Source organism: Singulisphaera chitinilytica (assembly GCF_049331405.1).
Lineage (GTDB): Bacteria > Planctomycetota > Planctomycetia > Isosphaerales > Isosphaeraceae > PoT.
In genome coordinates, this window is the sequence record NZ_CP186275.1 from 190016 (window position 1) to 205698 (window position 15683).

Consider the following 15683-nt stretch of genomic DNA (forward strand, 5'->3'; position numbering starts at 1 on the left):
CAAAACGTCCGAAAGTGATCATGATGGCGTCCAATGCCCGGAAACGGCGAGCGTAAGGCCTAACGACGAGATCCGTCGGGGTGAAGGCGATGCTGATTGGTTTCCTCAAGGTCTGCGGTGGCACAATCCTGGGCGGGGTCCTCGGCTCTATCTTGGGGTCGGTGCTGGTACCGCCGCCAGAGGCCGGGCCGGATGAAATGATTTGCGGTCTGATGGTGTTACCAAACCTCGTCGCGACCCTGTTCCTCGGCGTGGTTGGCGCCATGATCGGGGGAATTACCACGTTGATCATAACGTTGACCACGGGAGCGATGCAGGCTGACGAGGCCGTGGCGACTGCCGTACGGAAGCCACAACCAATCGCCGAAGTCTGACCCGGACGATTCGGCTTGAGGGAACTCGGATCTCAAGCGTGGAAGATTCCGCGCCCCCCCGATGATCGGGGCGGATCGGTCGGGTGGAATCGCAAGGTTCCGTTGGGGGTGAAGGCGATGCAGCGCTTCCTGTTCATCGTCGGCGGGATGTTTCTGGGAGCCCTGTCTGGCCTCTTCCTGGGCCTGGTGCTGGGCTCCTGGATGGTGGCGAGGGCCATCAATGAAGGCGCCTGTGGGTTGTTCGGCTTGTTCGGGGCGTTCGTGGCCTTCGTCGTGGGCGTGATCGGCATGGTGTTGGGAGGATGGCTCGCGGGGAGGGTCAGCCGCGAGCGAACGAGTCACCCGCCAGGGCTCACGATGCAGGTGCCGAACTTTTGTCGTTCGGCGAAGCCTGCCCCGTGGGACTGACGCGTTACGGCTCTCCGATCGACGTGCCGAGCCAGGCGCGGGCGTAAGACCAGAGCCGATCGGCCGTCCTGGGGAGTCGCCGAGGATGGCGGCCTCGGGGATGGTGAGGCCGGCGAAATACCTCAGCTTGACGAGTTCGGCCGCCTGGGCGTCGGCCTCGTCGTCGCCGATCAAGTCGGGGGCGACGAGTGCGTCTTCGGGGAGCTCAACGCGAGCGGCCTCGCCCCCGCGTTTGGGGGCGCGCCGGCGTCGGGCGCGGTCGACCAGGATGTGCCGCATGGCCTCGGCCGATGCGGCGAAGAAGTGGCTCCCACCCGCCCACCTCGGGACATCTAGCCGCTTCAACTCGCCATACACGAGCGGCAGCGGCTCGGCCGCAGCCCGGCGATCTCCCGCCTCGGCCTCGTCCAGGAGTCGCGAAACCTCGTCCATGCCACGGCTGTTAGGTCGTGGGCAATGAATCACGTAACGCCGATCCGACCGATAGGCGGCGACCTCGCGTCACGTCCAGGGCCCTCGCGTCCATGCTGGACGATGATGATCAAACCGGCTCGACCCTGATCCGATTCAACCAAACCCGGCACGAACCAAACCCTTGACTCCGATTCCACCTAACCATGCAATGCCCTCAACGAATTTTCATTTTGTTGACCGACATGATGAGAATCGCTATCGTCCGGTGAGCCTTTTCGAACGATCTCGGTTCGAAGCGCCATGAGACTCGAGGCTTTGGGAGGAACGATGCGAGTGAGAGCCAAGTTGGCCGGGGCCTGGTCGTTGCTGGGGGTGTTACTCCTGGCGTCGGGGGGCTTTGCGGCGGCGGAGGAGAAGGACAAGGGGAGCCGGCCGAATGTGGTCTACTTCCTGGTCGACGACCTCGGCTGGGGGGATGTCGGCTGGCATGGATCCGAGATCAAGACGCCGAACCTCGACAAGCTCGCGGCGGCGGGGGCGAAACTCGAGCAGTTCTACGTGCAGCCGGTCTGCTCGCCGACGCGGGCGGCCCTGATGACGGGCCGGTATCCGATGCGACATGGTCTGCAAGTCGGGGTCGTCCGCCCCTGGGCCAAGTATGGATTGCCGCTCGAAGAACGCACCCTGCCGCAGGCCCTGAAGCAGGCCGGGTATGAGACGGCGATCGTCGGGAAGTGGCACCTAGGCCACGTCCAGCCGGAGTACCTGCCGACCCACCGAGGCTTCGACCACCAGTACGGCCATTACAACGGGGCGCTCGACTACTTCACCCACATCCGGGATGAAGGCTTCGACTGGCACCGCGACGATCGTGTCAACCGCGACGAGGGGTACAGCACGAACCTGATCGGCAAGGAGGCCTCCCGCCTCGTCGCCGAGAAGGACGCCTCGAAGCCCCTGTTCCTCTACGTCCCGTTCAACGGGGTCCACGCACCGCACCAGGTGCCCGAGTCGTACAAGAAGCCCTATGAGCACCTCCCCGAGCCGCGCCGGACGTATGCCGGGATGCTCGCGGCGGTGGACGAGGCGGTGGGCCAGGTCGTGGCGGCGGTCGAGCAGAAGGGGATTCGCAAGGACACCCTCTTCCTCTTCTCGAGCGACAACGGCGGCCCGAACCCCGGCAAGGTGACCTCCAACGGCCCCCTCCGAGGCGCCAAGGCGACCCTCTACGAAGGGGGCGTGCGCGTCCCGGCCTTCGCCACCTGGGACGGCCACATCAAGGCCGGCTCCGTCGTCGACGCCCCGCTCCATGCGGTCGACTGGTATCCGACGCTGCTCGGCCTCACGGGAGCCCCCGCCGACCAGTCGCTGCCCCTCGACGGCCGCGACGCCTGGCCCTCGATCGCCGACGGCAAGCCCTCGCCGCACGACGTGATCCTGCTCAACACCACGCCCGTCGCCGGCGCGATCCGCGCGGGGGACTGGAAGCTGATCCTCCGGGCCCCGGCGCCGGCCGCGTCGACGTCGAGGAGCCGGCCGCCGAGGCCAAGCCCGCCGCGCCCCTCGACAGGTGGACGGCCGAGCTGTTTGACCTCTCGAAGGATCCGAACGAGAGCAAGAACCTCGCCGGCTCGAACCCGGAGAAGGTCGCCGAGCTTCGCAAGGTTTACGCCGCCTTCGCCGCCCAGGCCGTCCCGCCGAAGGCCGCCCCCCGCGCCGCCGACTTCCGCACGCCCAAGGTCTGGGGCGAGGCTGATTGACCGCGGATTCTTCAACATTTCTTCACAAATCCCGGCGGCTCACCTCTCGCCGGGATTCACGTCTCAAGTCCACTCGCATCCTCCACGCATCGATCCGTGGACGCGTGATGCGGGGCCGACCTGCCGTGGATCGGGAGCCGTCAGGACACGGTCGTCTTGATCTCCTGCGGGTCGAATACGGGGATCTCGATGTCGGTTCGCGACCCGTTGGGATCGGCGGTCTTGACGGCCGCCTCGCGGAGCAGGCCGGACCATTGGCAGCTGAGGCATCGGTAGCGTCGGACGGCGACGAGGAGCCCGACCGCGCGATCGAAGGGCTTGCGAGGCGTCCTCGTAAGCCTGTTGGAATTCGCGCACTTCGGGCAAATCCGGGACCTGACTCCCAGCGATCGCAGCGGGGCCAGCACCCCGACCGCGGAAACCAACAGGCTAGCAATGAGACCAAATGTCACGATTTGCAAGAGCACGGGCGTAGCCTCCGGTTCAGAGCAAACCGAGGCCCGCGACGAGGGGGAGAGCGGCGGGCCAGAGCGAGTGCACCAGGACAACGGTATCGCGTCAATCGTCGACGCATCGAACTTAGGCCTGATTCTATCCATCCCCTACGCGAAGACTCAAGGGTTGAGTCCTCGAATTCCCCACATGCTCCGGATTCGTAAGACCGCGGCATGACCGCCGATCCTGCCCCCGCGTCGGACCTACCGGATCACAGCGATCGCGCCCCGAACGAGGGTTTCGCGAAGGTTGGAGGGTGGGCTCATGCCGGGGTCCGAACCGATGGACGGCTGACCGGGCTGGCGAAGCGATCGTCCTCTCCCTCGGCGATCGAGCCGCCGCACGCGAGGCCCTCACCGACGCGGCCGGCCGCTTCGGGCATGGTCTCAGCGGCACACGCCTGCATGCCTCGAGCCAAGCCGGATGAGGCGGAGACCGGACACGGTATCGCCCGCTGTCACCACTAGCGAATCGACAAATTTATATTCAAAACGGACATGGCGCCGGAAGGCATCGAATGCCCCGGCATGAGGCCAGGATCCAAACGAAGCGCCCGCTCGAGACATCCGGGCAAGTCGCATACGCGACTCGATCCGGGCTGCAAGGATTGGAGCCCGCGGCCTCGAATCTTCAACATCAACAGCGCAGCTATTAGCATGATGCTCTCGCTCGATGCGGAGGCGATGATGCCTCGTATGGATTGCATATTGCATTTCGAGGCGGCCTTGTTTTAAATAACAGGTGTCTTGCAAAGACACGTGTTCTTCCAATCGATTCAATCACGGGTGTCCTGCTCCGCGTCGTCGCGTGGGCAGGACGACGACTCGGCTCCCCCCCCCCAACTTGACGAAAGTCAAATGTGCCGAGCTCCAACAATTGCATGGAGCCTAAGGCATGAGTACGGATGGCCATTGGAGTCCGGCCGGGGCACGAGCCAAGCACGGCCTTTCGCTCTCCCCTGACGAGCTGACGAAGATCAGGGAGAAATTCCCGGCGAGCTCGTCTCCCAAGGAAGGAGTCTTCCTCGCAGACGGGGTCTTCGAGGGGGGCGGCGTGCTGGGACTCGCATTCCTCGGCGCGGCCAGGTGCTGCGACGAGATCGGGATCCGGTGGAAGGGGCTGGCGGGGACGTCGGCGGGGGCGATCACGGCCTCCCTGCTGGCCGCATTCGCGGACATCGACGCATTGGAGGCGATCTTCGGCGGGGTCGACTTCCAACGCTTCATCGGCGAGAAGACGAACTGGCGAATCCTCGACTTCAACCCCAACGACGACCTCGATCACCCGGTCCAGATGCTCTTGCGGTTGTTCGTCGCACAGCAGTTGGGGCAGTTCTCCTCGGATCCGTTCGCCCAATGGCTCGGAGGAGCGCTGAAGCAAGCCGGCGTGGACACATTCAAGGACGTCAGCAAGGGCGATCCGGATCGGACGCTGAAGGTTGTCGTATCGGACCTCACGCGTGGCCAGATGCTCGTCCTCCCCGACAACCTCAACGGGGATGAGCAGGGCACGTTTTCGGTCGCGGAGGCCGTGCGCCTCTCCATGAGCATTCCCCTGTTCTTCGCCCCGGGGAAGTTGCACGGCGATGTCATCGTCGACGGCGGCATCCTGAGCAACTTCCCCGTCTGGATCTTCGACGAGACCGATCCCACGAAGCAGCCCCCGTGGCCGACCTTCGGATTCCGGCTCTTCGACGAGGGGGCCGGCAAGCCGATGCAGATCGAGAGCGCGCCCGACATCCTCAAGGCCATGTTCAAGACCATGATGTATGCCCATGACCGTCACAACTTGAGCGTCTCCAAGCGCACGCGGACGATCAACGTGGACGTGACGGATGTCGGCGTGTCCGTGACCCAGTTCAGCCTCTCCGACCTGCAGAAGGACGAGCTGTACCGACGGGGCTACGAGAGCACGAAGCGCTACCTCCTCGACGAATGGAGCTGGGAGCAGCACCTGGAGTCGCGAGGTTTCGCGGGCAAGTCATCGGCCGGCGTGCCGACACCCGAGCTGGGCCGAGGACGATCAGCAGGCCTCAACCTGGAACCAGATTCACACCTATGAACGACACGGATCGAAGGCCGACGCTCTGGATGTTCATCCTCGTCCTGCTCGGGCTCTACGCGATGCCCCGGGGGCCGTCCGACTCGACCGACGCATCGAAGGCCGGGGGCAAGCCATCCGACCCCGCCAGGGCGATCCCCGCTGCTAGCCCGATCTCCCCGGGCGCGAGCGAATCGATCGAGCGGCTCCTTCGCGACTATTTCTCCCTGGACTCTCGGGCCGGAGCGGTCGAGCCGAGCGCCCCCTCGCCGGGGCCGAGGAGCATCGACAAGATCCTCGGGAGTGAAGTCCCCCGCGCCAAAATCCCCCCGATCCGCTGCCTGGTCGGCACCCTGGCCGACCCCATCGGCACGACCAGCGACTACCACTTCGACGAGGGGCTCACGGCGATCCTGCGCGGCGTCGAGGCCCAGAGTTACGTCCTCGACCGCTATCGCCTCCCCTGGCAACGGTATGTCGCCACCTCGCAGCCCGGGAGCCCCTCGAGTTCCTCGGGGAGGCTGGCGACCCCGAATCCGGGCGAACCCGGGCTGCTGATCTGCCGGTTCACGCCCGAAGATCCCGGGGGCAAGATGGCACCCCTGCTACTGATCTTCCTCGTGCCCGAGTCTCCGACATCGGGGCTCGACAAGGGGGCACTCGCGGCAAGCCTCGACTGGGCCGAAGCGCTCGATGACCACAAGCGAGTCCCCGCAGGCGATCGTCCCGAGTCCTATCGCCCCTTCAACATCCTCGGCCCGGCGTATACCGGGTCGCAGGACTCGCTCGAGCGGGGGCTCCAGGACTGGACAAGACGAAGGCGATTGGCCCATCCGCTCCCCTCGATCGCGACGACGGCCGGGACGATCTCCGAGATTATCAACCATGCGACGAAACGGCTTCGCCGAGTCTCCAAGGACGTGATGGCTCGAAGGAGCCTGATCGACCTGCACGACCGAAACCGACCTGCATTCAAGTCGGCGATCAAGATCGTCTTGCGAGCCATGTCGCAACTCAATGGGGTGTTCCCGGAGATCCTGGCTCAACTCGGTCGAGTTGCCCCCAGGCCCTATTTCGAGGTGGTCTCCGGCTCGGCCTCCGGAATCTCGAAGCAGTCGCTCATCGATAAACTGAAAGATAGTTCGGCATTGATCCGCTATCGGACGACGATCCACAGCCAGGATGCCGTCGAGCGCGCGATGTTCAAATTCCTCAATGCCTACGACGACGCCGGGCCGCATATTGCCTTGTTATATGAATCGAACACCGGCTATGGTCAGATCGCGAAAGATGTGAATGGCAAGAGAGGCAAGAAGGATAAGAACGTCTCCGATCACACGAATATCCACCGCTACCCGTTCCCGCAGAATATCTCGACCATCAGGTCCCTTTACGAGAGGCAAGGCGCCAATCGCGGGGCCTCGCAGTTCTTGCCGCCGAGTGAGCGACTCGTCCCGGGGTCGGACCACGCCAAATTCCCGCTCGACCTCATCGCCCCCCAGACCCCCGAGTTCACCACACCGGTGGATGAACTCGTCATCGACGAGATCCTGCTGGACATCAGCCGTCGGAACATTCAGACGGTCGGGATCGCCGCGACCGATGTACGTGACCTGATCTTCCTGGCGGGGAAAATCCGCCAGATGATCCCCGATGCGCGTATCTTCACCACCGAGAACGACCTGGTCTTCACGCATCCCGAGAGGATCTCCGACCTCCGCGGCATGTTCGTCGCCTCGACGTATCCCCTCCTCCCCAGTAACCAGTCGTGGAGCTACCCTTACTCCGGAGAACGAAGCCGGGTCTTCTTCCCCAGCGGGGATGCGCAAGGGATCTACAACGCGACCGTCCTCCAACTCCACGACCTGATCGGCAATCGTGCCGATGCTGACATACCCTTCGTGGAATATGGTCGCCCCTTTGCACTGCGCTGCGGACAGGAACGGCAGGGGACCTGCCCTCCCATCTGGATCAGCGTGGTCGGGAACCACGGGATCTATCCCATCCATGTCGAACTCGACTCGAGCCCCAAGCATCCCGAGTGCGATGGGGCGAGAGAAAAATGCAATAACAACACACTCTATAAACACTCTTGCACGATAAACAAGCCTGCCTGCTGCAAGCCCAAAATCCCCAAGCTCTACTATCCGATCTTCCGCCAGGGCTGGCTCGCCCTGTTCCTCGGCCTCTCGGCGGTCTGCACGGTACTCGTGGGGATCGCCTTCATCCAGGTCGTATGGGCCCGACGCCTGAGAGGCGGCGACCCCAAGCTGAAGCTCTCGAAGTGGCCGCAATCCCTCAAGCGTCTGGCCATCTTCCTGAATTGGGCGCCTGCGAAGGGCTCGACATCGCAGGGTCGCTTCCAGGGCCCTGGGGGATATCTCGCCTGTTCATTGCTATATACAGGAATCATCTACTTTTTTACATCTTACCCTGTCTTGCGGCTCGCCTGGATCGCGGTACCCTGGGATTACTCCAGCCTGTATTTCTGGCTGTTCTTGATCTCGGCGGCGATCCTCATCGCCTTGCTCCTCGGGGCGATCGCCGCGTTCCTGGTCTGGATCGATAAAGCCGGCAGGGAAGCGTCGACTCGCCCCGCCCCGAAGGCGAAGCCGTCGTACGTCCTCGCCCTGGACTATCATGGGCCGCTCGCGTCGCTTTATCAGTTGCGGATCTGGATCCGTCGCCATGCCGAGGTCCTGTTCACGGGGATGCTCGTCGCGGTCGGCGTGGCCATTATCGCGGTCGGGAGCCATCTCGAGGGGATCCCACTTCCAGACGTCGACCTCCAGAGTGACCAAGTCGACCGGATCCTGACGCTCTACCGGGCGAATTCACTACCCAGCGGCGTCTCGCCCGTCTTCTCGTTGCTGTTCCTGGCGATAGCCGGGCTCGGATGGGCCTGGTCACGCCTTTACAGCAGATTTGTGCTGGAACAGGCTACGCCCCCGGGGCCCAAGCACGTGAACTATCCCACGGACTCCAAAGCACGCGACTATTGGGCGTGGTCGGACGCCTTCAAGGATCGCCTCGCCTTTGAACGCACGATGGGCGCGCCCTGGCGTGAGCTCATCGAACGATATCCGATATTCCCGATCCTGGTCATCGCCTTCGACGCAATCCTCCTGTTCGTGCCCATGTTCAGGAGAGTCCAGTTCCGGTCCGTCGACCAGAGTTGGATAACGATCTGCCTGACGATTTTATACGCGGTGGTGTTCGTGGGCCTGACCCTCCACTGCCTCCAGGTCATCCTCATCTGGGTGCGGATGAGTCGACTGTTGCAACGGATCGCCAGGCTTCCTCTCCTCGGCGCGATGGACCGGCTCCCGCAGACGGTGGTGCGATGGATGTATCAGATCCCCAAGCCCGACGGCGGGCGTTTCGAGATGATCTGGAGGCAGGCCATGGCCCTGAAGGTCCGTAGCGACGATTCCATCTTCAAAGAACTCGTCAGTTCCGGGATCAAAATCGGATCGGACGAGTGGGACGAGCTCCTGAAAAACCTGGATGAGCTGCAACCATCCTTGAAGGACGACCCTCTCAAGCACTTGCGCCCGATCCTCCTCGAGCACTGGCGTAGGCAACCCGTGGCGTCCATGTTCGTCGGCTCGACTAAAAGCTCGGGAGGGCAAGGCGAGGGGAATCGGGACAATTCCGCCGGAGACGCCTCATCGAAGAAGCCCACCGCGGAGGAAAAACGGAAGGCGAAGCTCGATGAATGGATCAAGCAGGCCGAGGACCTCGTCGCCCTGGTCACCCTGCGATGGCTGGCGGCCTCGCTCTCGCAGATCTGGCTGATGATCGCCTACCTCGTCGGCGGCACGATCTGTGCCTTGCTCGCGGTGAGTTCCTATCCATTCCCCTCGCAAGGCCGGCTGCTGGGCGGGATGGCCGCGCTGATCGTGTTCATGGTCCTGACGATCATCACGATCGTCCTGGCGGTGAACCGCGACGAGGTCATCAGCCGGGTGGCCAACACGACACCCCATCGCGTCACCATCGACCAGCCCCTGATGACGAGCCTCGTCGCGTACGTCGTCCCCCTCATCGGGGCCCTGGCGGTGCTGTCGGTCGACCTCTCCGACATCCTGCGCACGTGGCTCGGCCCCATCCTTCGCTGAGCGTCGACAACCGGCGTCGCGACGCAGGAAGGGCCGCGGCGTCGGGGGTTTCCCGAGGCCGCGGCCCTTCGCGATGCGGTTCCAAGATGCAGGATCGACGTCCTGTGCATGTCAAGGGAGGCTCAGCGGGCCTCGTCGAGCGGCTTGATGATCAGGTTGCCCTCGATCGGGTCATCGGCGTTGACCTGGACGCGGAGGAGGAGGTCCTGCTCGTCGGCGAGGATCAGCTTGGACTCGATCGACAGGAGCTTCTCCGAGCTGTACCTGCTGCCGATCCGCTTGATGTCCACGCCGTACTCATTCGCCTCGTCGAGGTAGGCCCCGAAGTTGCCCGACGCCTGCGGCGATGCGAACTGGAACGAGATGGTGTAATCTCCCGCTTCGAGCTTCGTCCTGAGGAAGATGGTCCGCGTGTCGATGCTCTTCGGGTCGAGCTTCACCGGCACCGCCTTGCCCACCTCGAACGCGTGGAAGTCGAGCGAGGCGCGGCCGAGGTGCGGGCTGGGCACCGCGTCGCTCTTGAAGACGCCGAAGCGGTAGTCGACGATGCTGCTCCCGTTCGACACCGTGATGACGTGCTTGCCGGGCTCGAGCTTGACCTTCGCCGCCCCACGCGTGATCCAATCGATATCATTGGTGGCGAAGGCCCTGTCGCCGTCGACCTGGCAGACGAACTGCAGGTTCGAGCTACGCTTGTCGGAACGCTCGATGTCGCCCACGAGGACATACTCGCCCGCCGGCCCGTCGAAGACGAAGTGGTGGGCCTTGCCCTCGCCGAGCCTGCCGCCCGCGTACTTGCCCAGCTCGAGGGGGGCGGGCTTGCTTGGGTCGTTGCTCGGTTTGATGTTGGACTTCTCGGCCGTCGGCCGCTTGTCGACCGGCTCGGCGATGGTCTCGCTGACGACCTTGATGGTCCGGACCAGGTCCGCCGCCTTCTTCGCCGCGTAGAACTCCCCCTTGCCGGCCTTGGCGATGTTCGAGACCGCGGCCGACTCCTGCTCGTTCAGGTCGAACCCGATGACGTTGACGCCCCCCTTGACCTTCTCGTTCGAGACGAGGGTCGCGGCGGCCTTCACCGGGTCGCCGGAGCACGTCTCCATGCCGTCGGTGATCAGCACGACCTTCGCGAGCCCCGTGGCCGACTTGAGGGCCTCATCGGCCTTCGAGATCGCCAGGGCAATCGGGGTGTTCCCGACCGGCTGGATCTGGTCGATCATCTTCGCGAGCTCCTGGCGTCCCGCGGCGTCGAGCGACTCGAGGGGGCGGAGGATCTCGGCGGCCTCGCAGGCCTGTTCCTTGTTATGCCCGTAGGTGATGAAGGCGAGTTGGCGGCCGTCGGGGATGGCCTCGATCAGGTCGAGCGCGGCCTGCTTCGCGACATCCCACTTCGACTTGCCGTCGGCCGTCCGGTCACGCATGCTGCCGGAGCAGTCGAGGATCAGGGCGAAGTCGGTGAAGTCGCTCGAGGCGACCGCCTTCGCGTCGTTCTTCCCCTTCTTCTGCAGGGCCTCGATCAGGGCGTCGGAGGCCCCCTTCGACTTCAGGAGCTTGACCTGATCGGCCCCGAGCGTGAAGACGGTCGGCGAGTCGTTCACGATCTTGAGGATCTTCGACTCCTTCACCTCGAGGTCGAGATACTCCACGACCTTCTCGAAGCTCAGGGCAGGGCCGTCCGCCATGGCGGAGCCGGCGACGAGGACCGCAAGCCCGAAGGCCGCGGCGACGAACTTCCACTTCCAGGACGGGGGGATCCGCATCGTCGTGTCCTTTGCAGTTAGACCGCCTACGGGATGTGATGCCAGTCGAGTGTTCATTCGTGAGCCTTCGGCCCATCCGTCGCCCGATCGCCCGCCGGCGACAGAAGGCCCGCGGCGCGCGGAGGCTCTCCGGCTGGCGCCGCTCGTCGCAAGATGACGGACATCGCCCGCATCTTGTGACACTTCGTTTCATGAATTGCCGAGTTTGGAACTCATGTAAACGTGAAGTCAATTCATCCATCCAGGCGCCAGTCGCCGGGATGTGTTTTTAGGCGAAGTCTGGGCGGGGTGCGGCCCGACCTGGCGCTTTGGCTTTTCATTTTTTGAAGTGCAGATTCTTCGAAGCAAAAACGCCTAGGGTGGGCCCCGCGGAACGGCCGTCCACGCCCCCACTGAAACGATGGCAGGCTCGTCCGAGGCCACTGCCATTCGTGAGCTCGGGTCATGGCCACCAGACTCCGCCCCAATGCCCGCTCGCCTGTACCTCCGCAGAGTAATCACCATTGGCACGGAAACCGGACACTCCCTCCCGTTTTTTTTGACGACTCTCGTCGATCGTGAACGTACATCCCGGCGCCGATTCACCACAGAGCCTTCGAAACCACGACGAGAGCGAGCGGAATCACGCCCAACCGATTCGCGGCCCCGGGAAACGACCAGCCGCCGACCACGGTTCGCCCCGCCTCTCCATAGAAGCTGGGTAGCCGTGGTCGGGACGATCAGGGTCGAGCAGCGATGAGAGGTCGATTGCAATGACCCAGACCGTTTAGCCGTGGCCTGGTTTGCAATCCTTCGTGATCGAGGCGGCTAATGCAGTCGATTCGGGGTACGTCCGCGGACGCCCGCTCGGCCGAGTGCCCGAGCCCGACTGAGACGGCCGCGCCGCTGGCAGCCATCGGGCTTCATGCTTCGGCGGCGATCGGATGTCCAGACGTTTGACTCATTCAGCCATTGATGACCAACTTCTCACGCCCGCAAGTTTTGAGTACGACGAATCCCAAAACTGACGGCATCGTGCTAGATATTTGCGCAATAGCTGCCAAAGCCTCTCGCCATGCCTGAAATAATGCGGTCGAAGTAGGCTCCTGGCGATCTCGAAGCGCACTGCCGGCCGGCGGGCTGCGCATCTGAGCCGAGGATGGAGAGCTCGGCGAAAACTCTCGAAACTTTCACATCATCTCTTCTTCGATTCCACGCAATCTCCTGGTACTGATGAAACCCCGGCGATCATTCAACCAATGCTTGCTTGCCGGGATACGTGCGCGATGATCAAACTTCGCAGCCCCACCCCGCCCGATCCGCGTCGCCCTCAGCGACGCCGGACATGCAACCCGTGAAGGCCTAGAGATTCGTGAGATTCCCGATGAACGGCGCGCCGCGAGTCACCTCCTGGCTTGCCGCATGCGCCTTGATCTGCGGCTGCGGCGATGGGGATGGGCTCAAGCGAGAGGCGGTTTCCGGCAAGGTCACGTACGCCGGAAAGCCCGTGGAAAAGGGCTCGATCCAGTTCCAGCCGCAGGACGCCGACCAGAAGGCGGGCGCCTGGGGCGAGATCGTCGACGGTGCCTATTCCATCGCGGCCTCGACCGGCCCTGTCGCGGGCGATTACACCGTCGCGATCTACTCCGCTTCGAGCCAATCCGCCGCGGCCGACGCCCTCCCGGGCGACGACGCGGGGATGTCCGACCCCCGGGCGATCCCCGACGACTACAACGTCAAGAGCACGCTCAAGGCGACGATCGAGCCGGCCAAGCCCAACGAGCTGAATTACGACCTGAAGCCGACCTCCTCCGCCCGCAAGGGTCGATGATCCCGCCCCGCCGAACTTCCCGAGCGTAACCCCAACCTACGCCTCCATCCGCCCCCTCTCCATCGAATATGGAATACGAGACCATCATGAATCGATCGTATCGTCGTGGCTTCACCCTGATCGAGCTGCTGGTGGTGATCGCCATCATCGCTGTGCTGATCGCCCTCTTGCTGCCGGCCGTGCAGGCCGCGCGCGAGGCCGCTCGCCGCATCCAGTGCACGAACAACCTGAAGCAGATCGGCCTGGGAATGGCCAACTACGAGAGCACCAACAACAACCTCCCGGCCGGCATCAAGGGGTGCTGCTGGGGCACCTGGGTCGTCTTCATCCTCCCCGCGATGGAGCAGACGGCCGCGTTCAACGGGTGGAACTACAACGGGGATAACTCCACCGCCGGCGCCCCGGGCGGCTCCAACTCCACCGACCTCCGCTATGGCGGTGCCGCCAATACCACCATCTCTCGGACGATCTTCAGCAACTACCTCTGCCCGAGCGACATCCCGGCGAAGCCTCTCTCGGGGATCCCTTCGTATAATTACGCCGCGAACTTCGGCAACACCACCTTCTATCAGATCGCCACCACCGGCACCGGCACCGGCGCGGTGAACTTCCTCAAGGCCCCGTTCAGCGACATGTGGCCCGCCACGGCGGTCAGCGGCGGCCCGAAGGGGTACACCGTCTCGCAGTATGGCGTCGTGACCTTCGCTCAGATCACCGACGGCACCAGCAACACGGTGCTCGTCTCCGAGATCCAGCAGGGGCAGTCGACGAGCGACCTCCGAGGCTTCGTCCACTGGGGTTACGCCGCCGCGTTCGAGACCACCCTCGCGCCGAACAGCCCGCTGCCGGACGTCCTCTGGTCGACCTACTGCGACCCGAAGAACCTGAACGGCGCCCCGCCTTGCATCATCCAGAGCAAGGCCGCCAACACGGTCCTCGGCTCGCGCAGCCGACACCCCGGCGGCGTCAACAGCGTCTTCGCCGACGGCCACGTCCAGTTCGTCAAGAACTCCATCAGCCTCCCCGTCTGGCGAGGCCTCGGCTCCATCGGCGGCGGCGAGGTCATCAGCTCCGACGCCTACTGAGCCCCGCTTTGCATGGCTTTCGATCGCATCGCATCCTGATATGTGCGATCGGTTGAGCAACATCGAATCGAAGACGGTCGGCCCGACCGGGGCGATTGGCGCTTTCCCAAAGCCGCCAACCGCCCCGATCGGAGCCGGCCCGTTTCATTTCCAAGTTAGGAGCGATCGCCGGCAAAGTCTCTCCATACCCCTTAATTCGCGGTCTCAGCCCAAGGCTATCCATATTCCGCACTTGAACGGACGGAGCGGGGCGGCGGAGGGGGGTTGCGAAGGAATCGCGAGGGTGCGGACAAACGGCCTCGCCGGGCGTGGGGAAATGTGTTATGACGCCCGAATGAACCGGGATTCCCGGATGTGAGATACGATTCTATACGGCCGCAAGGAGGCCCGAGGCGATGCGCTACCCGCTCGGTTTCACGATGGCTCAGGCCCTCCACCGCACTCGCATGGAGCGTTCGGGCGCGAAGCGGTATCCGACCGTCCTGATGCTCGAGCCGCTCTATACGTGCAACCTCGCCTGCCTCGGTTGCTCGACCGAGCGGTACACGGGCAAGCTGGCCGACCGCCTGCCGGTCGAGGCCTGCCTCAAGGCGGCCGACGACTGCGGCGCCCCGATCATCAACATCTGCGGCGGCGAGCCGACCCTCTACCCCGAGTTGAAGGAGCTGCTCCAGGGGCTCTACGACCGCGGCAAATATGTGATCGTCTGCACAAATGCCCTCCGCCTGTCGGACAAGGTCTACGGCGTGATCCCGCCGAGCGACCGCCTCTTCCTGATGGTCCACCTCGACGGCATGCGCGAGACGCACGACTACGTGACGAACCGCAAGGGGGTCTTCGACAAGGCCGTCGCCGCGATCAAGACGGGCAAGGAGCAGGGGTACCACGTCTTCCTGAACACGACCGTCTACAAGCAGACGGACGTCGCCGAGGTCGAGGAGCTCTGCAAGCTCGTCGACGAGCTCAAGGCCAACGGCATCCTCATCTCGCCCGGGTATGAGTACGAGAGCGTCGAGCGCGACATCTTCCTGACGAAGGAGCAGATCCACGAGAAGTTCCGCGCGATCCGCGAGTTCGCCCGCAAGTACAAGGTCTGCGCCACGCCCCCGTTCCTGGAGTTCGCCGCCGGCCTCCGAGAGCTCACATGCGCCCCCTGGTCGACGGTGAACTACACCCCGAAGGGCTGGAAGGCCCCCTGCTACCTGATCGAAGGGGAAGGCTACCACGAGAACTTCGACGAGTTCTGGGCCACCACCGACTGGGCCTACTGGGAGAGCCGCCAGGACCGCCGCTGCCAGAACTGCAAGATGCACAGCGGCTTCGAGCACAGCGCCGTCGGCGATGCCCTGAAGACCATCGGCGGCAAGCTGAGGCTCGCCGCCTGGTCCATCGGCTGACCACTCTCTAGCGACTGGATAT

Annotated in this window: 10 protein-coding genes and 1 pseudogene; 8 read left to right on the top strand and 3 right to left on the bottom strand. The window is 64.0% G+C overall.

The annotated features are described in order from the left end of the window. Positions 1-80: 80 nt before the first annotated feature. Complete coding sequence (locus ACOYYX_RS38900; protein WP_422931979.1) at positions 81-374, top strand: hypothetical protein; 294 nt, start codon at positions 81-83, stop codon at positions 372-374. Between the two features lie 117 nt (positions 375-491). Beyond that, positions 492-782, top strand: a complete 291-nt coding sequence (locus ACOYYX_RS38905) for a hypothetical protein (RefSeq protein ID WP_422931980.1) — start codon at positions 492-494, stop codon at positions 780-782. Positions 783-929: 147 nt separating this feature from the next. On the opposite strand, the pseudogene ACOYYX_RS38910 reads toward ACOYYX_RS38905, so the two are convergent. Further along, positions 930-1214 (bottom strand): annotated as a pseudogene (locus tag ACOYYX_RS38910) (ECF-type sigma factor); the annotation flags it as partial. Positions 1215-1529: 315 nt separating this feature from the next. Here ACOYYX_RS38910 and ACOYYX_RS38915 point away from each other — a divergent pair. Next, on the top strand, positions 1530-3116 hold the full coding sequence (locus ACOYYX_RS38915; RefSeq protein WP_422931748.1) for an arylsulfatase B: 1587 nt from the start codon (positions 1530-1532) through the stop codon (positions 3114-3116). Here ACOYYX_RS38915 and ACOYYX_RS38920 read toward each other — a convergent pair. Continuing rightward, positions 3097-3423, bottom strand: a complete 327-nt coding sequence (locus ACOYYX_RS38920) for a hypothetical protein (protein ID WP_422931749.1) — start codon at positions 3421-3423, stop codon at positions 3097-3099. The genes ACOYYX_RS38915 and ACOYYX_RS38920 overlap by 20 nt on opposite strands. A 922-nt stretch (positions 3424-4345) precedes the next feature. Here ACOYYX_RS38920 and ACOYYX_RS38925 point away from each other — a divergent pair. Both ACOYYX_RS38925 and ACOYYX_RS38930 read left to right on the top strand, forming a co-directional pair. Continuing rightward, on the top strand, positions 4346-5512 hold the full coding sequence (locus ACOYYX_RS38925) for a patatin-like phospholipase family protein (RefSeq protein WP_422931750.1): 1167 nt from the start codon (positions 4346-4348) through the stop codon (positions 5510-5512). After that, positions 5509-9612 carry a hypothetical protein gene (locus tag ACOYYX_RS38930; protein ID WP_422931751.1) on the top strand — a complete coding sequence of 1368 codons (4104 nt, stop codon included), beginning with the start codon at positions 5509-5511 and terminating at the stop codon, positions 9610-9612. The genes ACOYYX_RS38925 and ACOYYX_RS38930 overlap by 4 nt, the downstream gene beginning before the upstream one ends. Before the next feature lie 122 nt (positions 9613-9734). Here the strand turns inward: ACOYYX_RS38930 and ACOYYX_RS38935 are convergent, their stop codons facing one another. Then, on the bottom strand, positions 9735-11369 hold the full coding sequence (locus ACOYYX_RS38935; RefSeq protein ID WP_422931752.1) for a VWA domain-containing protein: 1635 nt from the start codon (positions 11367-11369) through the stop codon (positions 9735-9737). A gap of 1363 nt (positions 11370-12732) precedes the next feature. Between ACOYYX_RS38935 and ACOYYX_RS38940 the strand changes: the two genes are divergently transcribed. The 3 genes from ACOYYX_RS38940 (at position 12733) to hpnH (ending at position 15661) form a co-directional block, all read left to right on the top strand. Continuing rightward, the gene (locus ACOYYX_RS38940) at positions 12733-13179 is read left to right on the top strand and encodes a hypothetical protein (RefSeq protein ID WP_422931753.1); all 447 of its coding nucleotides are present in this window, start codon (positions 12733-12735) and stop codon (positions 13177-13179) included. 86 nt (positions 13180-13265) lie between these two features. Then, on the top strand, positions 13266-14264 hold the full coding sequence (locus tag ACOYYX_RS38945) for a DUF1559 domain-containing protein (protein ID WP_422931754.1): 999 nt from the start codon (positions 13266-13268) through the stop codon (positions 14262-14264). Positions 14265-14659: 395 nt separating this feature from the next. Then, the gene (gene hpnH, locus ACOYYX_RS38950; protein ID WP_422931755.1) at positions 14660-15661 is read left to right on the top strand and encodes an adenosyl-hopene transferase HpnH; all 1002 of its coding nucleotides are present in this window, start codon (positions 14660-14662) and stop codon (positions 15659-15661) included. Positions 15662-15683: the final 22 nt, after the last annotated feature.

What these genes read in the sequence shown, in the direction of transcription:
- ACOYYX_RS38925 (WP_422931750.1), top strand. Translation starts at nt 4,346, where the DNA reads ATGAGTACGGATGGCCATTGGAGTCCGGCCGGGGCACGAGCCAAGCAC.
- hpnH (WP_422931755.1), top strand. Translation starts at nt 14,660, where the DNA reads ATGCGCTACCCGCTCGGTTTCACGATGGCTCAGGCCCTCCACCGCACT.
- ACOYYX_RS38905 (WP_422931980.1), top strand. Translation starts at nt 492, where the DNA reads ATGCAGCGCTTCCTGTTCATCGTCGGCGGGATGTTTCTGGGAGCCCTG.
- ACOYYX_RS38930 (WP_422931751.1), top strand. Translation starts at nt 5,509, where the DNA reads ATGAACGACACGGATCGAAGGCCGACGCTCTGGATGTTCATCCTCGTC.
- ACOYYX_RS38935 (WP_422931752.1), bottom strand. Translation starts at nt 11,369, where the DNA reads ATGCGGATCCCCCCGTCCTGGAAGTGGAAGTTCGTCGCCGCGGCCTTC.
- ACOYYX_RS38945 (WP_422931754.1), top strand. Translation starts at nt 13,266, where the DNA reads ATGAATCGATCGTATCGTCGTGGCTTCACCCTGATCGAGCTGCTGGTG.
- ACOYYX_RS38940 (WP_422931753.1), top strand. Translation starts at nt 12,733, where the DNA reads ATGAACGGCGCGCCGCGAGTCACCTCCTGGCTTGCCGCATGCGCCTTG.